The sequence below is a fragment of the Domibacillus sp. A3M-37 genome (genome assembly GCF_024213455.1).
GTDB classification, from domain to species: Bacteria; Bacillota; Bacilli; order Bacillales; family Domibacillaceae; genus Domibacillus; species Domibacillus tundrae.
Genome location: NZ_JANAVL010000001.1, coordinates 39,577 through 59,645 on the forward strand (window position 1 = coordinate 39,577; position 20,069 = coordinate 59,645).

Here is a 20,069-nt window from a genome sequence, read left to right on the forward strand (position 1 = left end):
AAAAACCCCTCTCTGAAATGTGTTTAGTCGTCCCGGAAAGAACCTTCTTTATTGTAATCTACTTTCTATTGTAAAATAGAATCTTTACAGATAATTTAAAAAACTTTAATAAATAGGAAAAATAGGAAAAATATCATATGTATGTTTATAGCTATAAAAACCTTTTAATGATTTTGTAAATGATCAAGCTCTTTAGAATTGATCTTCTTCTCTTTGTCCATACTAAAATTAAAAATAGATGTACGGGAGGAAATCAATTTGTATAATGATCTCTGGCTTTTACAGTTTATCTTCGTTTTTTTTATCACCTTTTTTATTGTTGTTCCTTTGATTTCAATATGGATTACCCGAAAAAAGAAAACGGACTAATAAAAAAGCGTTCGCCTGTACCAAATAGATACTGGCGAACGCTTTTTCATTAAAAGAACATATTGTTAACAATTTTCCGGTGTGTTCTCGTTCATTTTCGTTCTGAAAGATGAACCGCATCTGTATGACGCGATCGCATTCGGACTTCAATGGCTATTTGTGTATGGCGAGTCAAAGTCGTTAGTGTTCCTCTAGTTATGTTGTTCATTTCCGCCAGGGTTGTTGATGATGCCTCCCAGCACTGCGATCGTTAGCAAGATGTCTACGTAAGCATCGTACCTTTCCGGTGGGATCATTACCCCAAAATCCTGCAGCACCATACCAACAAGCGCGGCCACTGCGATCCACAGTCCGTAGCTTTTCCACCGTTGTTTCATGCCCCGGCCCTCCTTCGCACTTTCGGATTCCGGCTGAACATGCCCCTTCCGCTGCTGCGTCTGAGCTGGACATGCCGGTCATTACAAGATATTCGCCCGGTGCTGAGGCTACGACTGTTTGCGTCTGTTTTTTTCATTCACCCGGCTTTTCACTTCTGCGTACTAGTTTGCTGCGTTTCTTCTTGCGTTTTTTCATCGTTTTAACACCTCCAATGAGTAAAGTTGATCTAGTTGTACATATATTGTTTAGTCAATGGCAGCCCTGTCTCATTTCTCACTGACAGTTTTTATGCACAAAAAGAAGCGATTTTAATCAGCTCCTCCTTCATTCGTCCCTTATATAAATACCGATATCTACTCTTTTTTTTACGTCATCCGGCAATCCTGAACTCTCAATATATTTAAAGAATGTTTCCCGTAATATTGAATCAGCTGCCGGTAAACCATCCGCTATAGCATCCGGACATTCAACCCCACTTTGACAAGCTGCCACAGCTTTAGCTAAAGGAGCTGCAGCGGCCAATCCAGCGAGAGACGCGCACTCGTAAATTAATGCTTGATTTTCAGGCGTTACACTCGGATAATCAAAACCCGCATAAATTCCCACCCTATGATCAACCCAATTCACTCCCCACGGAATCCTTAGACCCCAAACTCTCAAGTATTTTGTTTCAGGAAGGCTATAAACGATTCGTCTAATCATAGTTTCAGCTTCTGGCAACGCCAATACCTCCTACTATTTTGGATATTCTATAATTTATTCCTAGAGCCTATAACACGATTGAGCGATCAACTCACATAACGAATATTATATAAATCAGCTTTTTTTTAAACATACGCAACGGTTTTCCTCCGTGGCTTTTTTATATGCAGTTTATTTTTCCACCACAATTGTTAACAAATAAAACATGTAACCACTGGACAGCTCATTCAAATATCATTCCGAACCGTGCGCAAACGCTTCTTAATTTAATGCCACAAAAAAACGACCCCCCTCAACGGATTACGAATAAACCGTTAAAGAAGATCGTTATAAATAAGCCTAAACCGCCATATTTGCGGTTGTGTTTAGTCGAATAAAATACGCCGTGCACACCTATTACCTGCGGTGATTAACCGCCCCGCCGTTTAACTTAACGGTTGGCTAACGTTAACAATTTTCCGGTGCGCCTTCGTTCGTTTTCGTTCTGAAAGATGAGCCGCATCCGCATGAGGCGATCGCATTCGGATTATCAATAGTGAAACCGCCGCCCATCAGCGACTGTTTGTAATCAACGATTGTTCCATTTAAAATCGCTGCATCGTTTTTCGCCACGACAATAGAAATGCCGTGCTGGTTTAAGTGAATGTCGCCTTCTTCAGCGGACGGTGTAAAGCCCATTCCGTATGATAACCCGCTGCATCCCCCACCGTGGACAGCTACGCGCAGCAATGAACCTTCTTCTTCGTTTTGTTTCATCATATCTTTTATTTGAAAAGCCGCAGCTTCCGTAATAGTCACAACTTGTTGTTCAGACAAATGAAATCTCTCCTTTCATTTTCTTTTAGTATACGGCTAAATTCTAAAATCCTCAACTGAACCGCTCACTGATTTTTTTGTAAAAATAATTCTTTTTACCCTTAAATCCTGTATAATAAAATAAGCAAAAAGACCTTTAAATCAAACTAAGGAGGCTTTATCAATGTCAAACGTCCCTCCACTCTATAGTAAAACTATGAAATGCCCTCATTGCCAACAATCCTTTAATACGACAAAAGTCCGAAAGAGCACCATTAAAGTAACCGGGCAGGATACGGATTTGAAGCCGCTTTATGAAAATGGCCAAATCAATCCTCTTTTTTATAATGTTCATGTCTGCTTTCATTGTGGGTATTCGTTTACAGAAGACTTTACGCCTTATTTCGCGCCAGGAACAGCAGATGTCTTAAAAGCATCCGTTTCTGATCATTGGGTCGAGCAAGACTTCAGCGGGGAACGCTCCCCTTCGAAAGCCATTAAAAGCTACAAGCTCGCTCTTTATTCAGGGGTGTTAAAAAAAGAAAAACATTTAATCCTTGCCGGTCTTGCACTTCGTACGGCATGGATTTACCGGGATATGAGCCGAAAAAAAGAGGAAAAACGTTTTTTATCAATTGCAGCCCGGGAATATGAAGAAGCGTTTTCCACAGAAGATGTGACGGCGAAAATGTCTGAAATTAAAGTGTTGTATTTGCTCGGTGAGTTAAACCGGAAATTAGAACGCAAGGAAAAAGCGGTAACGTATTTTTCGAAAGTCATTGAGCGCCAGCGCAATTCAAACGAAAAACAAATTATCGAAATGGCCCGCGACCGATGGCATGAACTACGTGAACAAATGAAAACGCAGGAAGAATCTGCATAAGAAAAACCGGGTGCCTAGTGTGGCACCCGGTTTTTAGACGTTTAAAAAAGCCACGTCTCATCAATAAATGTATATATATTGGAAACAAGCTCCTCTGTCGTCGCACCGCCGACAACTTCTCCGTTTACAAGAGCAAACGGGGAATCCGAACAGCGTGTACAGTAGCTGAGACAGCCGTATTCAATTACATCAAGGTTAGAATCCCGCTCAAGCTTTTCAAATGCTTCTTGTGACCCGCTTGCTAAATTGCTGACGCAAAATTCAATTATTGGCTTCATTTTTATTCTTCACCTCACCCATTTATTGTACTACCAATTCAGCACAGAAAAAAGCGGGAAGTTTTCTTGATGTGTGTTGTATAATATGGCTATTTTCGCTATACTCGGATATGAATAAACAGATAAACTTTACATACGAATCTGAAACAGAGGGGTCATACATATGAGACATTTAGTTTTGCTTGGAGGCGGCTACGGGAACATGCGCGTACTTTTGCGATTGCTGCCGAATCATCTGCCAGACGACGTCACGATTACATTGGTTGACAAGGTTCCCTATCACTGTTTAAAAACAGAATACTATGCATTGGCGGCTGGAACCGCTTCCGATCATGAGGTCCGTGTTTCATTTCCTGAGCATGAGAAATTAAATATTGTTTATGATGAAATAACGTCCATAAACCTGGACCAAAAAGAAGTAGCCTTGAAAGCAAGCGGTTCGCTTAGCTATGATGATCTTGTCATTGGTCTTGGCTGTGAAGATAAGTATCATGGCGTTCCCGGAGCCACGGAACACACATACAGCATTCAGTCCATTCAAAAGTCCCGTGCCACTTATGAGAAGCTCAACAATATGCCAGCTGGTTCAAAAATCGGTATTGTCGGCGCCGGCCTTTCTGGTATTGAGCTGGCAAGCGAGCTCCGCGAAAGCCGTCCCGACCTCAACATCAAATTATTTGACCGTGGCCCGCGTATTTTAAAAGACTTCCCGCAGCGTTTAAGCGGGTACATTGAAAAATGGTTTATCGATCATGGAGTAGAAGTCGTCAGTGATGCGAACATTACACGCGTAGAACCGGACCGGATCTACAACCACGAAGACGTGTATGAAATGGATGCGGTTGTCTGGACAGCAGGCATCCAGCCAACTCTCGTCGTTCGTGAAATGAATGTGGAAAAAGACCGCTCCGACCGGGTCGTTCTGACACCGCATCATAACATACCCGGCAATGAACACGTGTATGTTGTCGGGGACTGCGCTAGTCTCCCGCACGCCCCAAGTGCCCAGCTTGCGGAAGAACAAGCAGAGCAAATTGTCGATGTCCTTCAAAAACGCTGGAAAAATGAGCCGCTGCCAGAAACAATGCCGGAAATGAAATTAAAAGGCGTTCTCGGCTCACTCGGCAAAAAGCAGGGATTCGGTTTTGTGGCAGACCGTGCCATTACCGGCCGCGTCGCCCGCTTTTTGAAATCTGGTGTTCTTTGGATGTACAAATATCATAATGGATGACTCAAAATCTTAGCTAATATCACCTATAAAAAGGCGATATATCAAGGGTTTTAAAAAATGACTCCTAAAAACAAATAAAAAAATGCCCAAATTAGGGCGGGGAAATGGCGGGGAATTCCCCGCTATTTTTATTTTTGCTTTTCTTCTATAAGAAATCAAAGAAGATTATAATGGATCTGCTTAGACATCGGCAATTGGAAATTCGATTGAAAAGTATGTCCCCTTTTCAATCTCACTTTTAACAGTAATCTTTCCGCCCATCCCCTGAATAATACTGAACGAAACCATCATACCTAAGCCTGTCCCCTTTTCCTTTGTTGTAAAATACGGTTCACCTAGACGATCAATTTGCTTTTGTGTCATTCCTTTTCCTTGATCACGGATTTTGATACGCAGCCTATGAGGGTAATAGTCTATACCGATCTCCATCTTTCCCCCTTTAGGCATTGATTCTATTCCATTTTTTACGATGTTAATCAAAGCCTGCTCTAATTTTTTTCTGTCCCCCATGATATAATAAGACTCTTTTTTTACCAGGGATAAATCAATCTCAACATTGTTCATGTTTGCTAAAGGAATTAAGACATTGACCACATGAAGAACCTCTTCATAAATCATGATTTTCTCGTTTTCTTCAGAGGCTGGTTTTGCGAATGTTAAATAATCATTAATAATTTCTGTCGCTCTATCCAATTCTTCAATCGCAATCAAAAGATGGTACTTTGTTTCCGACGAAACATCACTTTCATGTGCAAGCTGCATAAATCCTCTGCTGGTGGTCAATGGGTTTCGTACTTCATGTGAAATGCTTGCTGCAAGGTTGCTTACCATCTCTAGTTTTTCTGCTTTCATTAACTTTTGCAATACGTCAAAATTAGTTCTAATCACTTCCAACACAGCTGTCGCGATCAACATACCAACAATATTAATTACAAAATATTGAATCCACATGCTTATTGTCAAATTAACTTCAGTAAGATGTAAAGCTGCAAAGTACGTAATAAATGTTGAAATGGACACCAGCAGGACGCTTATTATTAACTTATATTTTAAAGTCAAGCTCATGTAGTAGCTTGAAATAAGGGTTGTTAATATAAGCATAGATCCAAACGTGCAAACGGTTACGTAAAAGCCCGATCCGCCTAACAGATACCGAACTATTAAAAGCCAGAACAGTAAAACAATCCCGTATTTTGGCCCCCCATATAACACACCTAATAGAAAAGGGATTCTTCGAAGATCCCATGTCAGGCCATCACCCAAAGAAAAAGGAAAAAGCATACATAGAATAATAGAGATAAGAGGAAAAATCACAAACCATGACTCTTTCAGCTTTTCAAGTCGATATATGTATTTCAACAAGTAAAACATTTGCATTATGAATAAGGGCAAAAGGATAAACAAAAAACTTATGAGCAGATCCTTTGTTATCATCTCCATCACTACACCAAACTTTCGTATGATTTATAAATTTTAAAAATAATGTCATTTTATCTACAATAATGTATTATTCCCATTTACCGCAACTCTTTTTTAAACGTGAATGCACAGTTATTGATGTGGTCTATTTTAATAATTAAGCTTTTTAATCATTAACTTTACGGAATCTTAATATTATGTCATCCCTTCCTCTTTTATAATGAAGGAAAGGGATGAGGACATGAAATTATTGAAAGAAGGCATGCGGCTAAAAGAGGCACTTGATGATGAAACACGGGCCGTCTACGCTCGAGTGTGGAAAAAGTATGCAGATGAAAAAGATCTCGAAAAATACACGTTGAGCATGCTCTTACTTTGTGATGAAACCGGCATCCCTCCGCTCCCTGCTGTCCAAACTTCTGATGATATTTATGAGATTGTAATTGGAATGGCAAGTTGACTGGCTGCGGCCGGTCTTTTTTGTGTTAGTTCACCTCTTATTCGGGCAATATAATTTCGAGGTGCAGCTATGAAAAATTCAGAAATGATTTTCCAATATGGAGCTTTAGCAACGGTTTTAGTTATGGTCTGTATTTTTATTTATTGGCTGATTCACGAAAGGAATAAAAAATAATTCATCTATATAAGTTGAATTAAACTTTTTACATTCGTCGTTTATTATAAATATCATAATGGATGAAAAAGGAAACCGGCTTTTGGTCGGTTTTTTTATATTTAGTTATTAATATCGTTGCCCAATCGGCCACATTTCTATTCATTTAACACTCTCTGTGTCCATGTGAAAAGCCCTCTCATTTAATAGGAGAGGGCTTCTGTTATAAGCCGAGCGAAATATATTTCACTTCTAAAAATTCATCCATTCCATGATGCCCGCCTTCACGGCCAAGCCCGCTTTCTTTAAAACCGCCGAATGGTGCCTGGGCGACGGAAGGCAATCCGTCGTTTAAGCCGATGATGCCGTATTCAAGCCCTTCGCTTATTTCTATGGCTTCTGAAATATTGTCTGAGAATACATAAGCAGCAAGGCCAAATGGTGTGTTATTAGCCCGCTCGATCACTTCATCCACTGTTTGGTACGTGGCAATCGGCGCCAGTGGACCAAATGTTTCGTCCACCATGCAGTCCATATCATCGGTTACATTGGTGAGAACGGCCGGCGTCACAAAATTCCCATTCGTTTCGCCGCCCATTTCGACAACAGCGCCTTTTTGCTTCGCATCCTCAAGCTGGCTTTGGACTTTTTCAACTGCATCCTTATCAATAAGCGGGCCGATGTTGACACCTTCCTCTATTCCATTTCCGACACGCAATTTTTTCACTTCCGCTTTAAACGCTTCGATAAATTCTTTTTCAATGGATTCATGAACATACACACGGTTCGCACAGACGCATGTCTGGCCGGCGTTACGGAATTTAGAGCCGATCAAGCCTTTTGCCGCTTTTTCAATATTGGCATTCGCTGTGATGATAAACGGCGCATGGCCGCCCAGTTCAAGCGATACTTTTTTCATTGTGTCCGCCGCCTGCTTCATGAGCACTTTTCCGATTTCTGTTGAGCCGGTAAACGTTACTTTCCGAACGCGGCTGTCTTCCATCCAGGCACCAGCAATAGACTTTGAATCTCCGGTGACAACGTTTAGCACACCTTTTGGAATTCCTGCTTCATGAGCAAGTTCAACCAGCTTCATAGCGGTAAGCGGTGTAGCGGAAGCTGGTTTTACGACGGCTGTACAGCCGGATGCCAGCGCCGGACCGACTTTGCGTGTAATCATCGCAGCTGGAAAATTCCACGGTGTAATCGCGGCGACGACACCCACTGGCTGACGCGAAACAAATAAACGCTTATTCGGATCAGATGCCGGAATTGTCTCGCCATAAATGCGCTTTCCTTCTTCCGCATACCAGGAGATAAAGCTGTTGGCGTAACTGACTTCGCCTATAGCTTCCTTCAGCGGTTTCCCTTGCTCTTCGGTCATAATTCGTCCTATTTCTTCTTTGTTTTCTTCAATGAGGCGGTGCCATTTCATTAATAGTTCGGAACGTTCACCGGCTGTCTTTTTTGACCACGTTTTAAACGCCTTGTATGCTGCATCCACTGACTGTTTCGCTTCATATGCTCCACCTTTAGGAACCGTTGCGAAGATGTCACCAGTCGCCGGATTCACGATTTCTATTTTTTCATCTGCTGACACCCATTGGCCATTTATGTACATGCTCCATTCTTTCAAAAAGATCCTCTCCTTTTTTAAATGCATATACTATTCTATTGACTGGCCGCTGCTTTTTAAACATTTTTTTTTTCATTTCTCGCATTGGTGCTGAGAATAAACCGATTGATTTCTCCTTTCTTGAGAGGAGAAATTGCATTTTCAATTTAAAATCATTATAATATATGTAACGAATCGAAAGGAGCCGATGATTCATGCAAACACAAGAACAAGAAATATATGGTGAAGTACAGGAAGTGCTTGATAAATTACGTCCATTCCTACTTCGCGACGGCGGCGACTGCGAACTCGTTGATATTGAAGACGGGATTGTGAAACTTCGTCTGCTCGGCGCATGTGGCAGCTGCCCTAGTTCAACGATTACATTAAAAGCAGGAATTGAGCGTGCATTGCTCGAAGAAGTTCCTGGCATTGTTGAAGTTGAGCAAGTATTTTAATGATAAGAGCTGATCCGAAACAAGGATCAGCTCTTTTTTTAATGTCCACCTCTAGGCGTCATCGAGGTCCACACGATGTGGGTCACAAAAGCGTTGCAGCACGATGCCGCGTTCTTAGCCTTTATTCCATTTTAAAACTGCAGCACGTCTTTATTGATGAGTGTTTTCGGCGGACGATCGTCAAACACTGCTTCAATATTGTCACAGCATGTCTGCATCATAGCCATTCGTGTTTCTTTGGACGCACTGCCGATATGCGGAAGTGCAACAACATTTTTCATGGATAAAAACGGATGATCAGCAGGAATTGGCTCTTTGTCAAATACATCAAGACCAGCCGCAGCGATGTCCCCGGCTTCAAGCGCTTCAATCAGTGCTTGCTCGTTAATGATCGGTCCACGGCTTGCATTAATAAACATCGCTTCTTTTTTCATTTTTTGAAAGTGCTCCCGCTGAAATAAGCCTCGTGTCCCTTCATTGAGCGGGGCCAGACAAACAACAAAATCCGCTTCCTCAAGAAGTTCATCAAAGCTGCGGTATTGAGCCCCAAGCATTTCTTCTGCGACTTCATGACGTTTCCGGTTATGATAAAGAATTTCCATATCAAAACCGGCTGCTCGTTTGGCGACAGCCGTTCCAATTTTGCCCATCCCAACAATACCGATTTTTTTATGATGAACATCCGTTCCGACAAGCATCATAGGTGCCCAGCTTGTCCATTTTCCCTCTTTGACAAATTCCGATGCTTCCGTCATACGGCGCGCTGTGGCCAATAGGAGCGCAAATGTTAAATCCGCTGTTGTATCTGTCAGCACATCGGGTGTGTTGCAGATCGCCACGCCATGACGACTAGCTGATTCAAGATCAATATTGTCAAAACCAACGGCCATGTTGGCCACTACCTTTAATTGGCTGGCGTGTGAAAGTAATTCGTCATTCACGGCATCTGAAATAACTGTTAACAGCGCGTCAGCCGACGCGGCTTTTTGGAGCAATATTTCTCGCGGAACCGCTTTATCTTCTTCTGTCCACATCTCAACGTGATAGGACGCAGACAGTCTTGCCACAATGTCATCTGGTACTTTTCTGGTCACATATACAAATGGCTTCACGCAGCGCACCCCATTTCAGATTATTCCGTCTTATTGTATCATTTTCGACCTGAGTATGTCACAATGAAAACGGGTATGAGAACAAGAGAAATACATATAATGATAAAAAAAGGTGTGTTGAGGATGACTATTGAAGAAAAGCGCGTCATGAGCATGTCCGAAAAAACAGCCCGCCGCTGGATCGCTGAGCGCGGCGTCAAGTTAGAAGATATCGCAGAACTTGTTGTGTATTTGCAAAAACCATATCATCCTGAGTTAAAACTTGTGGAAGCAATGGAACATGTGGAAGCCGTTCTGCGTAAACGTGAAGTGCAAAATGCGGTCTTGACCGGTATTCAGCTTGATATACTTGCGGAAAAAAAGCAGCTGGATGACCCACTTCAATCCATTATTGAGACGGATGAAGGGCTTTATGGAATTGATGAAACGATTGCGACAGCGATTATAAATGTATATGGAACGATTGGATTAACAAGCTACGGATACATTGATAAACAAAAACCCGGCATCCTTCAGTTTTTAAATGATAAATCAACCGGCCAGGTGCACACATTTTTAGATGATATCGTTGGCGCCATTGCGGCAGCAGCAGCCAGCCGCCTTGCTCACCGCGCGGCAAATACCGAATAAACGATAAAAAGAGGCTGCCTTCAACAGGCTGCCTCTTTTTATCGTTTTTCCAGCGGCTGAATCGCCGGCCCTTCAAGCACCTCTCCGTCATAAGAAAACCTTGAACCATGACACGGGCAGTCCCATGACCGCTCTGCATCATTCCACGACGTTTCACAGCCCATATGTGTACATGTTATATCAACAAGATGGCAATGGCTCTGTTCATCTTTGTAAGCGCCTGTTTTCTTCCCATCAACCATTACAACGCCGCCTTCACCGGGCAGCAGGGCATCAATATTTATTGTTGTGCTTTTCAATTTCCCGCTAATTAATTCTTTCGCGACTTTCGCATTTTCCGTGACAAATGTTTTCACATCCGCCGGCTTTACTTTCATCCGCTTCGGATCATATAACTCAGCGTATCGGTTGTCTCCCTTCATAATCAAATCAGTGATCACATTCGCTGCCACCGTTCCGTTGGTCATTCCCCATTTTGCGTAACCGGTTGCCACATATATATTTTCATGTGCCCGCCCAATGTATGGAACGCGGTCAAGCGTAATTAAATCCTGCGCAGACCAACGATAAAGCACTTCTTTTGCTCCGAAGTGGCGGTCCGCGAACTCAGCCAGTTCTTCGTAATGACGCATCGTTTCCTGTTCGCTGCGTCCGGCTGGATGATTTTCACCGCCGATAATAAGCAGCTTTTCGCCATTTTCCATTGTTGCATACCGGACAGACCTGGATGGCTTATCTTTGCTAATATACATGCCTTCTTCAAGCTGATGTTCGCTTTTCACACCGATTGCATACGACCGTTCCGGATGCAGCTTGGCGAAGTAGGCCCCGTCAAAATCATTAAATGGAAAATGTGATGCAACGACAATATGATCGCCGATGATCTTATGCCCGTTTGTTGTTTTCACTGCCTTCCCATCAATTGCTTCCGCCCGCGTCTCTTCAAAAATGTGGACGCGATCCGCCATATCCTTCACGAGCGCTTCTAAAAACTTCACGGGATGAAAATGCGCTTGATCCCGCATGACAAGTGCTTCTTCTACGTTAAACGGCAAATTCATCCGTGCCGTTGCCCCGGCTAAGCCGCCATTAATGCCAAGCTTTTCATAGGCATCCAGCTCTTTTTCCAGCATCGGTCTCATTTCATTTGTTGTGATATACACATAAGCGTCCTGCGGTGTAAAATCGCACTGAACCTCCAGCTCATCTACGGTTTGTTTTAAAAACGAAATGGCTTCCTCATTTGCTTCGTAATAAAGAAGGGCTTTTTCTTTTCCAAACGTACTAATTAGCTCATCATAAATGAGTCCGTGCTGAGCCGTTACTTTGGCGGTCGTAAAACCCGTCGTCCCATCTGTTAATTTTCTTGCTTCAATAAGCGCAACTTTCTTTCCTTCTTTCGACAGTTTCCATGCTGTTAAAATACCGGTGATCCCACCGCCAACGACAATAACGTCCACCTTTAAATTTGTCTGCAGAGGTGTAAATGAACGTGGTGCACCGTGATCTTTCCAATAGGATATTGATTGATTTGGAATTTGCATAATGCCCTCCCTAAAAATAATCATATTCTTTGTATACCCGGGTTCGCCCATTTTTAGCCAAAAAAAAAGAAACAGCATCGCTGCTGTTTCTTACAATTCCCACTCATTTAAATTATTCCGTGTATGAGTCGGCTGGACCTCGTATCTCTTTAAAAATTCCGGCTGGGTCACGCCTGTATGAACAAGCAATGTGTCAATGCCGATGCCGATGCCGGCGCGGATGTCCGTATCATAATAATCGCCAACCATGATGGTTTCTTCTTTTGACGTGCCAAGTACAGCCATTGCCTGCTCCATAATAATCGGTTCCGGCTTGCCGATAAAGACAGGCTGTGTTTCCGTTGAAACAGAAACAACCGATGTCAGCGAACCGTTGCCTGGCATAAAGCCACGTTCCGTCGGGATGGCAATATCTCCGTTTGTGGAAATAAAGCGGGCGCCGTTTCGGACAGAGAGGCAGGCACCAGCCAGTTTTTCATATGTAATGCCTCGATCGATTCCGGTGACGACATAATCAGGGTTTTCATGAGTGACGACTTCGAGGCCCTGCTCGGTGAGTGCTTCTAAAATACCGTCTTCTCCAATCACATAAATTGTTGCGCCCGGCTTTTCGTCATGAATAAATTGAGCCGTTGCGCGCGATGTGGTGAATACATTTTCCGGTGTTGTCCGAATACCCATTTTGACAAGTTTCTCTGCCACTTGCTCTGGCGTCCGGGATGAATTGTTCGTCACAAACAAATAGGGAATACCTGCCTCGTTTAAGCGGTCAATAAACTCCGGCGCACCTGGGATAACTTGTGTGCCTGCATACATCGTGCCGTCTAAATCAATTAAATAGCCTTTATAACGTGTCATTAATTATTCTCCTTCTTCCGGTAAAAATGCAGAAACGGGACCGAGTTCGTTTTCCAAATACACGCGGACACGATTCGGAAAATCGGCCAGTTCTTTTTTGTTCGCGACGAGCACCGCCGTCAGTTCATCATGTAAAATAGAGGTGTAGTCACGGACAAGCGTTTTTCGAAGACCCATGACATCTTTCAATGGCGCCGACTGTTCCGGCAAAATCACGTTTTCATCGTCCATAATATCAATAATATCCTCATAGCTGCCGGGATCGCGCATAATAAAGCCGTCAATCATCGCATTGCCGACATCAATCACAGATTCCACAACGGTTTGAGCAATCCGTTCGAGCGCTGCTTTTTCAATGGCAGTGCCCCAAATAGGCTGCGAGTCAAACAGGGCAAGCTGCTGCTCCATAAAACGGAGCGTCGCTTCCATCTTTTTTCGGTCAATAAAGTACACAGGGCATCCATCCTTTCCGCTCCTATTGTATCATGTGGTACAATGGTTGAAAATGGACAGCGGAGGGCAGCACATGAGTGAACGTTTTTTTCTTTATGATGAAAAAGATACAACGACAACGCGATTTGTCAGCTTCGCCGGTGAGCATGCGCGGTACGACTTGGCGCTTATGCAGACGGATCGGTATTATGGCAAATCGATTGTCATTAACCTGCAGGGCAAAACGTACGCCATTATTGGACGCGATGACCTCGATGAACCTGGCTACATCGAATATGCGTTTAATATGAGCGAAGACGAAGCGGCTGAGCTAAAAGAGTTTTTATCTGAAGTGATGTAACCTGACTTCGGACGCGTGTCCGTAAAAGAAAAAGCCGGCTCATTCAGCCGGTTTTTTTGATGGTGCTGAGGTGATGGGCAGCTTTTTTAAAATAAAATAGCCGCACCCGAAGTTGCAGTATTCAAGCAAGTAATCACGTACAGTGGAAAACTTGTTGTCATATGATGATTTTTTATTCATATCGTCGAAAAAGCCTTTTAACCGAAGCTGTCCATATCCCCAGTCACCGACAATGTAATCATATTTGGACAAAATGTCGCTATAGCGGGCGCGGAAAGCTTCGTCATTGAAGCCTTCCATCCGCTCTTCGACAATTTCATAGCTGTCATTTTGAATGGTAATCATTTGGCTGTCTGCGCCTCGCCCTGTTCATGTTTCGCTTTTGCCGCTGCATTGACCTGTTCGTCAGCATGGTACGAAGAACGAACCATCGGTCCTGCTTCACAGTGGCTGAATCCTTTCGACATGGCGATTTCGCGAAGCTCTGCAAATTCATCCGGATGGTAATACTTCTGCACTTTTAAATGTTTTTTCGACGGCTGTAAGTATTGGCCGATCGTCATAATGTCTACATTATTTGCACGAAGATCGTCCATCACTTCGATAATTTCTTCTTTCGTTTCGCCAAGGCCGACCATCAAGCTTGATTTCGTCGGAATGTTCGGCTGCATTTCTTTCGCCCGGCGTAAAAATTCAAGCGAACGGTCATACTTTGCCCGAGCCCGGACGCGTGGCGTCAAGCTGCGAACCGTTTCAATGTTATGGTTTAAAATGTCCGGCTTCGCATCCATCAGCATCTGCAGATTTTCTTCAATGCCGCCCATATCAGATGGAAGTACTTCAATCGATGTAAATGGATTTTTCCGGCGAATCGCCCGGACCGTTTCAGCAAATACATATGCGCCGCCATCTTTTAAATCGTCACGCGCGACCGCTGTGACGACAACGTGCTTCAAATTCATTTGTACAACCGAATCCGCTACGCGTTCCGGCTCCTGCAGGTCAAGCTCTGTCGGAAGACCCGTTTTCACCGCGCAAAAACGACACGCACGTGTGCAGACACTGCCAAGAATCATAAACGTCGCCGTACGGCGGACCGCCCAGCATTCATGAATATTCGGGCACTTCGCTTCTTCACATACCGTATGTAGCTTCTTCTCGCGCATCATTTTCTTTAAACCTGTGTAATTCTCGTTCGTGTTCAGCTTTATTTTCAACCATTCCGGTTTACGCAAATATTCTTCTTTCGTGCTCATTTTTCCATCTCCAATCAGCTTACGATATACCGCTACTTTATCATAACTATCATTTGGCGGCAAAAATAGAATTTTATTTAGCAATAAAAATGTTTATCAGCCAACATTTTTACTGCTTCTTTTTTCATTTATCTAATATGGGTATTCGAGGGATTAAACCCACATATAACCCAACAAGTATTTCTTGTTTTATCAGTTCTCAACCATATTCCTTTATTCTTTTTTCTATTCGCGTCAACCTCTTCTGAATTTTTGTATTTCAAAGCAAAATAAAAAAGCGCCAAAACCTAATAAATCATGGTTTGACGCTTTTCCAAGGGCTGTATTAATACCGCCCAAATTTGTCAGCTCTTCTTGAACTCACTTGTATTCTTATCTAAGGAAATATCGATTCTGTTACTTGGTTAAATTAACTGTTCCCTAATCAAGAAGTCTGGCCCTTCTATTTTCAATTTGTTCTAACGGTTTAAAACGATAATCAATATTTTGATTATATGTTTATATGTATCACGATTTCGTTTAGAATGGCATACTCATCCCAGTCCGCCTTCTTATGTAATTAAATCCTTGTGGTGCTGACCTCTTAATGGCTTAGTGTCTGTATGATTACATTAAATGTTTTAATCCTTAATGATTTCCCGTTCATTTAAAGACTGGACTGGACGGTGGTTATCCGGGAAAATTTGTCGAAATTCTTGAATTTGTTCTTTCGACATTTCAATCGGCTGGTCAAAGACAATCCATTTTACTTCTTCCGTACAAGGAGGTGTTGTTAACGAGCCATTGTAGTAAAAAGAGGCTTGGTCTTTAGGGAGTAGCGGCTGTAAGTCCAATTCTTCTACAGAAACCTCTTTCTCTGTTTCCTCCTTCGGTAACCTATCCCAAACAGATGCCAGGTTTTCGTTTTCTTTTCCTTCTTGAATCATCACCCCAAGAACGGCAAGCTCGCCATTTGCGTCTTGGTGTACAAGATGAAGTTCCATATCTAAATGGTGGCCATTAAATTGATGCTCGCTTGGTGTATGGAAATGAAATTGAGCCAGGTTATACTCTTTTCCGTCAAAGATCATAAGGTTACCTGAGCCTGCAGCGTTGGCTTGTACGGTATGGCCGTTATTAACGAGTGAAAAAGCGGCCGGCGTATAGTTAATTTCAATGTTTCCTGATTTTTCACTTGTTTTCACTTGACTAAATTCGATATTGACCGGTGATTGTTCACTTCCATTCATACAAGCAGAGTAAGAAGAATCCAGTTCTCCCCATTGTTCAGGACCTGTTTCCCCCTCTTTGTAGGACCAATGAGCGTCAGATGGTTTTATTGCTTGATTTTCTTGAGTTTTAGCAGGCTGGTCATCTTCTGTTTGTGTTTCTTTCTCCTGATCTGAGCAAGCTCCTAGTATAAAAATGAGGGAAAGAGCTAAAAGTGGGTAAGCATAATTTGTTCTCATAATAAACGATTCTCCTTTCTTTTAAATTTTTTGCCCACAAGAAACAATATCAAAAAATTTAAAAGATTCAAGCATCACCCTGCAAAAAATAGTTACTTTTAGAAATACAGTTAAAAAATACTATATTTTTAGCCGTAGATTGAACAAATGCATGATTTACTTCTGGGTTATTTAAGACTAGTTGCTGTTTTATAAAGAAAAGCCGGGCTGCCTATTGGCAAACCCGGCTTGCATTATTTATGCACGCTTTGCTTCTTTTGCTTTTTTAACGGCGAAGGCAATGCTTGCACCCATACCGCCCCAGATAATAAGAACGCCAACGACCATCATAACAACAGCACTAGTGCTCATTTATAGTTCCCCCTTATTGCCGCTCCACGGCTTAATGAACATGAGTAAAACCCCGACTATTAACGCAAGCGCAGCGACAAGCCATCCATATGTCAATACAAATGATACCGGATAGCCTCCATACGGTGCCGCAATGTTTTGACGGATGTTGTCAAACATCATGAAGAACAGAACGATAGGTGTGACAACGCTCAAGCAAATTTTCCACCATGCACCCAGTTTAATATCAGAAACAGAATCGGCATGCTGCTTCAATGAATCTAATTCTTTAAACACCCATGCGACAAGAATAACCTCGACAAGCCCAGCAAATACAATGCCAAATTGGTTGATGAAATTATCTGTCACATCAAGGAAATTCAAGCCGCCTTTTGTTGCAAATACGAGTGAAAGAATAGCTGACAAGCCTCCGCCAAACACAACAGATTTCGTGCGGGAAATATTGAATTTTTCTTGCAGCCCTGCAACGAACGTTTCAGTAATTGAAATGAGTGATGTAAGTCCTGCAAGTGTTAACGAAATGAAAAACAAGAAACCGAAAAATCCATTAGCAACCGGGAATTCATTAATAATTTGCGGGAACACAGCAAAAGCTAGAATAACACCGCTGGATACCACTTCGTTTACCGGAACACCCTGCTGCTGCGCCATAAAACCAAGTGCGGCGAAAACACCAAACCCGGCTAATAGTTCAAATGATGAATTTGAGAATGCTGTAATGAACGCATTATTTGTGATATCTGCTTTTTTCGGTAAATAACTGGAATAAGTGATCATAATGGCAAAACCAACGGATAAGCTAAAGAAAATTTGGCCATATGCCGCAATCCATACTTTACCATCCGTAATTTTTGACCAGTCCGGCTGGAAGAAAGCATCGAGACCTTCAATAGCTCCTGGAAGTGTTACTGCTCGTACAACGACAATAAAAAACAAAACGACAAGAAGAGGAAGCATCACTTTGTTTGCTGCTTCAATTCCTTTTTTAACACCAGAAAACATAATGCCAAGTGTCACAATCCAGACAACTAAAAGCGGTAAAAGTACACCATTTGCAAAACCGCCAAATTGTCCTGCTTCAACGACTTGCAGGTAATCTCCCAGCAAGAAGTCCTGCGGCTTATCTCCCCATGTCAGCTTGAATGAGAAAAATGCATAAGATGTTGCCCATGCCACGATGACAGCATAATACGTAGCAATGACAAATGAAATCGCCAGCTGCCACCAGCCAAGCCACTCTGCTTTTTTGTTCATCCGCGCCATTGTCAGCGGTGCTGAACCGCGATACTTATGTCCCATCGTGAATTCCATGATGAGAAGCGGGATTCCTGCTGTCAATAAAGCAAACAGGTAAGGCAAGAAAAAGGCACCCCCGCCATTTTCATACGCAACTGCCGGGAAACGCCAAATGTTTCCAAGTCCTACTGCTGATCCGACTGCTGCCATAATGAAGCCAGCGCGGGATCCCCACTGTGGACGATTTTGTTCCATATATATGGACCTCCTTAAAATGCACGAATGGGCCAATTTTTTGTATTTTCAGATAATTTCTGAAGACCCTCTTTATTATAATCTTCTTTGAAATATTCGTAAATATCTTTTTTATTATTTTTTGAGAATAATATATACAGAGCTGTATAAAACAGAACAAGCCTGTCTGTTTAACCAGACAGGCTTGTTTTTTGACGTTTTAATAAAAGTGCCACTGCACCTAAAAGAATAATCGTTACGATCAGACCTGCCCATGTGCTGTCAGTGAAACCGAGAACAAGGTAACCTGCTGTCGCACAAATCGCAGAAACGAGCGCATATGGAATTTGAGTCATTACGTGGTCCATATGATTGCTGCCAGCACCCGTTGACGAAAGAATCGTTGTGTCGGAAATCGGCGAGCAATGATCTCCAAACACAGCACCGGCAAGAACAGAAGCAAGAGCGGGAAGGAGCAGCGCAATATCGGTTGCCGCGGCAATTTCACCGGCAATCGGAAGCAAAATACCGAATGAACCCCAGCTTGTGCCTGTTGAAAATGCCATGATGCCGGCAACGATAAACAGGATAGCCGGTAAGAAGCCAATATTCATATTCGATTGTTCAACGAGGCCGGCTAAATATGTACCCGTGCCAAGCTCGCCAATTAGGGCGACGATCGTCCACGCTAAAAACAAAATGTACACAGCCGGAAGCATTGATTTCAAGCCTTCGAGCACACCTTTTCCAAACACAGAACCCGCACCTTCAGGAAAAATAGACGCCTGGCGCGCAAATACGATAATCGACACAACGAAGCCAATCAGCCCGCCCCAGAACAATGACTTAGCAACATCTGTGTTTTCAAAGATTGCCATAATACCAGCACCCGCACCCGCTGCCTGATAACCTGTGTACACCATGGCTGCGACTGTTCCAATAATGAGCGCTACAATAGGCCATACAAGCCCGCCGACTGTTCCGCGATCACTAACCGGTAGGTCTTCTTTAAGTTCGCCGGGAATTTCGCGATCGGCAAACACGACTTCTCCTGTTTGAACCGCATGCTCTTCATGCTTTTTCATCGCACCAAAATCACGGTTCAACAACGCTACTACAAATACCATTCCCAATGCAGACCAGACGTAATAATTCATTGGGATCATTTGAATGAAAGCTGAAAAAGCGGTCACATCCGTGACTTGATGGGCGGCCAAAATCGTGCCGATCAGCCCGATAATGTAAGCGCCCCAGCTTGATACCGGCGCAACTACACAGACTGGTGCAGACGTTGAGTCAATAATATATGCTAGTTTCGCCCGTGAAATGCGATGCCGGTCGGTAATCGGACGTGAAACCTGCCCTACAGCGAGCGCATTGAAGTAGTCATCAATAAAAATAAGAATGCCAAGCAAGGCAGCCATAATTTGCGCGCCTGTGCGTGACTTCACACGTATAACGGCCCATTCGCCAAACGCACGGCTGCCGCCTGAAATGGTAATAAACGCCGTAATGATACCCAAAATAAGCAAAAAGAAAATAATGTATAAATTCCACATGTTCCATTCAAATGCACCATCTGTCATCGTGTATACGTTAGCGGACAGCGCACCCCAAATGATTGAAAGGGTCCCGCCGATACTAAAATCCGCCAGCAGCAATGCAGCTGTCACTATACCCACGCCAAGGGATAAAAGCACACGACGTGTTAAAATCACCATTACAATGGCCAAAACCGGTGGTAACAGTGAAAAAATCGTATTTTCCAAAATTGTCTCTCCTCCAAATAATTGCACTAAAAAAGTAATAACGGACTTTCTTCATTGCTATTGTGCTATATTATGGCTACCATCTTACCAAAAAACA

Annotated in this window: 23 protein-coding genes; 6 read left to right on the forward strand and 17 right to left on the reverse strand. The window is 42.9% G+C overall.

Annotation, left to right across the window (positions count from 1 at the left end):
• Positions 1 to 560 precede the first annotated feature (560 nt).
• The 3 genes from NLX67_RS00220 to NLX67_RS00230 all read right to left on the reverse strand — a co-directional run bounded on the left by NLX67_RS00220 (position 561) and on the right by NLX67_RS00230 (position 2,265).
• Positions 561 to 746: a hypothetical protein gene (locus tag NLX67_RS00220; RefSeq protein ID WP_046178465.1), complete on the reverse strand. Its 186-nt coding sequence runs from the start codon at positions 744 to 746 to the stop codon at positions 561 to 563.
• A 325-nt stretch (positions 747 to 1,071) separates the two neighbouring features.
• Entirely contained in the window at positions 1,072 to 1,467 is a 396-nt protein-coding gene (locus NLX67_RS00225; RefSeq protein WP_254309916.1) for a hypothetical protein, read from the reverse strand.
• A 429-nt stretch (positions 1,468 to 1,896) separates the two neighbouring features.
• Positions 1,897 to 2,265, reverse strand: coding sequence for a HesB/IscA family protein (locus NLX67_RS00230; protein WP_082091437.1), 369 nt, complete (start codon positions 2,263 to 2,265; stop codon positions 1,897 to 1,899).
• Positions 2,266 to 2,428: 163 nt separating this feature from the next.
• Between NLX67_RS00230 and NLX67_RS00235 the strand changes: the two genes are divergently transcribed.
• Positions 2,429 to 3,127: a DUF2225 domain-containing protein gene (locus tag NLX67_RS00235; RefSeq protein WP_046178463.1), complete on the forward strand. Its 699-nt coding sequence runs from the start codon at positions 2,429 to 2,431 to the stop codon at positions 3,125 to 3,127.
• 41 nt (positions 3,128 to 3,168) lie between these two features.
• Here NLX67_RS00235 and NLX67_RS00240 read toward each other — a convergent pair whose 3' ends face one another.
• The gene (locus NLX67_RS00240; protein WP_046178462.1) at positions 3,169 to 3,405 is read right to left on the reverse strand and encodes a YuzB family protein; all 237 of its coding nucleotides are present in this window, start codon (positions 3,403 to 3,405) and stop codon (positions 3,169 to 3,171) included.
• 163 nt (positions 3,406 to 3,568) lie between these two features.
• Between NLX67_RS00240 and NLX67_RS00245 the strand changes: the two genes are divergently transcribed.
• On the forward strand, positions 3,569 to 4,636 hold the full coding sequence (locus NLX67_RS00245; protein WP_046178461.1) for an NAD(P)/FAD-dependent oxidoreductase: 1,068 nt from the start codon (positions 3,569 to 3,571) through the stop codon (positions 4,634 to 4,636).
• A gap of 180 nt (positions 4,637 to 4,816) precedes the next feature.
• On the opposite strand, the gene NLX67_RS00250 is transcribed toward NLX67_RS00245, so the two are convergent.
• The gene (locus NLX67_RS00250) at positions 4,817 to 5,950 is read right to left on the reverse strand and encodes an ATP-binding protein (RefSeq protein WP_254309917.1); all 1,134 of its coding nucleotides are present in this window, start codon (positions 5,948 to 5,950) and stop codon (positions 4,817 to 4,819) included.
• A 346-nt stretch (positions 5,951 to 6,296) separates the two neighbouring features.
• On the opposite strand from NLX67_RS00250, the gene NLX67_RS00255 reads away from it, so the two are divergent.
• Entirely contained in the window at positions 6,297 to 6,515 is a 219-nt protein-coding gene (locus tag NLX67_RS00255; RefSeq protein ID WP_254309918.1) for a hypothetical protein, read from the forward strand.
• 202 nt (positions 6,516 to 6,717) lie between these two features.
• On the opposite strand, the gene NLX67_RS23140 is transcribed toward NLX67_RS00255, so the two are convergent.
• Together NLX67_RS23140 and NLX67_RS00260 are read right to left on the reverse strand one after the other, a co-directional pair.
• Positions 6,718 to 6,834: a Tudor-knot domain-containing protein gene (locus NLX67_RS23140; protein ID WP_353913640.1), complete on the reverse strand. Its 117-nt coding sequence runs from the start codon at positions 6,832 to 6,834 to the stop codon at positions 6,718 to 6,720.
• 57 nt (positions 6,835 to 6,891) lie between these two features.
• Positions 6,892 to 8,289: an NAD-dependent succinate-semialdehyde dehydrogenase gene (locus NLX67_RS00260; RefSeq protein WP_254310468.1), complete on the reverse strand. Its 1,398-nt coding sequence runs from the start codon at positions 8,287 to 8,289 to the stop codon at positions 6,892 to 6,894.
• A 209-nt stretch (positions 8,290 to 8,498) separates the two neighbouring features.
• Between NLX67_RS00260 and NLX67_RS00265 the strand changes: the two genes are divergently transcribed.
• Positions 8,499 to 8,741 carry a NifU family protein gene (locus tag NLX67_RS00265; protein ID WP_045851782.1) on the forward strand — a complete coding sequence of 81 codons (243 nt, stop codon included), beginning with the start codon at positions 8,499 to 8,501 and terminating at the stop codon, positions 8,739 to 8,741.
• 131 nt (positions 8,742 to 8,872) lie between these two features.
• Here the strand turns inward: NLX67_RS00265 and NLX67_RS00270 are convergent, their stop codons facing one another.
• Positions 8,873 to 9,853: a 2-hydroxyacid dehydrogenase gene (locus NLX67_RS00270; RefSeq protein WP_046178456.1), complete on the reverse strand. Its 981-nt coding sequence runs from the start codon at positions 9,851 to 9,853 to the stop codon at positions 8,873 to 8,875.
• A 123-nt stretch (positions 9,854 to 9,976) separates the two neighbouring features.
• Here NLX67_RS00270 and NLX67_RS00275 point away from each other — a divergent pair, with 123 nt between their 5' ends.
• Complete coding sequence (locus NLX67_RS00275) at positions 9,977 to 10,483, forward strand: phosphatidylglycerophosphatase A family protein (protein WP_046178911.1); 507 nt, start codon at positions 9,977 to 9,979, stop codon at positions 10,481 to 10,483.
• 38 nt (positions 10,484 to 10,521) lie between these two features.
• Here the strand turns inward: NLX67_RS00275 and NLX67_RS00280 are convergent, their stop codons facing one another.
• The 3 genes from NLX67_RS00280 to NLX67_RS00290 form a co-directional block, all read right to left on the reverse strand.
• Positions 10,522 to 12,027 carry an FAD-dependent oxidoreductase gene (locus NLX67_RS00280; protein WP_254309919.1) on the reverse strand — a complete coding sequence of 502 codons (1,506 nt, stop codon included), beginning with the start codon at positions 12,025 to 12,027 and terminating at the stop codon, positions 10,522 to 10,524.
• A 90-nt stretch (positions 12,028 to 12,117) separates the two neighbouring features.
• On the reverse strand, positions 12,118 to 12,885 hold the full coding sequence (locus tag NLX67_RS00285) for a TIGR01457 family HAD-type hydrolase (protein ID WP_046178455.1): 768 nt from the start codon (positions 12,883 to 12,885) through the stop codon (positions 12,118 to 12,120).
• Positions 12,886 to 12,888: 3 nt separating this feature from the next.
• Positions 12,889 to 13,338, reverse strand: a complete 450-nt coding sequence (locus NLX67_RS00290) for a DUF86 domain-containing protein (RefSeq protein WP_046178454.1) — start codon at positions 13,336 to 13,338, stop codon at positions 12,889 to 12,891.
• Positions 13,339 to 13,411: 73 nt separating this feature from the next.
• Here NLX67_RS00290 and NLX67_RS00295 point away from each other — a divergent pair, with 73 nt between their 5' ends.
• A complete protein-coding gene (locus NLX67_RS00295) occupies positions 13,412 to 13,678 on the forward strand; it encodes a DUF3055 domain-containing protein (RefSeq protein ID WP_046178453.1) in 267 nt (88 codons plus the stop codon).
• Positions 13,679 to 13,717: 39 nt separating this feature from the next.
• On the opposite strand, the gene NLX67_RS00300 is transcribed toward NLX67_RS00295, so the two are convergent.
• The 6 genes from NLX67_RS00300 to NLX67_RS00325 all read right to left on the reverse strand — a co-directional run bounded on the left by NLX67_RS00300 (position 13,718) and on the right by NLX67_RS00325 (position 19,972).
• Complete coding sequence (locus tag NLX67_RS00300; RefSeq protein ID WP_254309920.1) at positions 13,718 to 14,023, reverse strand: YutD family protein; 306 nt, start codon at positions 14,021 to 14,023, stop codon at positions 13,718 to 13,720.
• Positions 14,020 to 14,934, reverse strand: a complete 915-nt coding sequence (gene lipA / locus NLX67_RS00305) for a lipoyl synthase (RefSeq protein WP_254309921.1) — start codon at positions 14,932 to 14,934, stop codon at positions 14,020 to 14,022. Before lipA ends, NLX67_RS00300 begins: the two co-directional genes overlap by 4 nt.
• Before the next feature lie 620 nt (positions 14,935 to 15,554).
• Complete coding sequence (locus tag NLX67_RS00310) at positions 15,555 to 16,382, reverse strand: carbonic anhydrase (protein ID WP_254309922.1); 828 nt, start codon at positions 16,380 to 16,382, stop codon at positions 15,555 to 15,557.
• Between the two features lie 237 nt (positions 16,383 to 16,619).
• Positions 16,620 to 16,733, reverse strand: a complete 114-nt coding sequence (locus NLX67_RS00315; protein WP_083255969.1) for a methionine/alanine import family NSS transporter small subunit — start codon at positions 16,731 to 16,733, stop codon at positions 16,620 to 16,622.
• A complete protein-coding gene (locus NLX67_RS00320; protein ID WP_254309923.1) occupies positions 16,734 to 18,224 on the reverse strand; it encodes a sodium-dependent transporter in 1,491 nt (496 codons plus the stop codon). It lies immediately after the preceding gene.
• A 170-nt stretch (positions 18,225 to 18,394) separates the two neighbouring features.
• Positions 18,395 to 19,972 (reverse strand): Na+/H+ antiporter NhaC family protein, encoded by a 1,578-nt coding sequence (locus NLX67_RS00325; protein ID WP_254309924.1) that lies wholly within the window; start codon positions 19,970 to 19,972, stop codon positions 18,395 to 18,397.
• Positions 19,973 to 20,069: the final 97 nt, after the last annotated feature.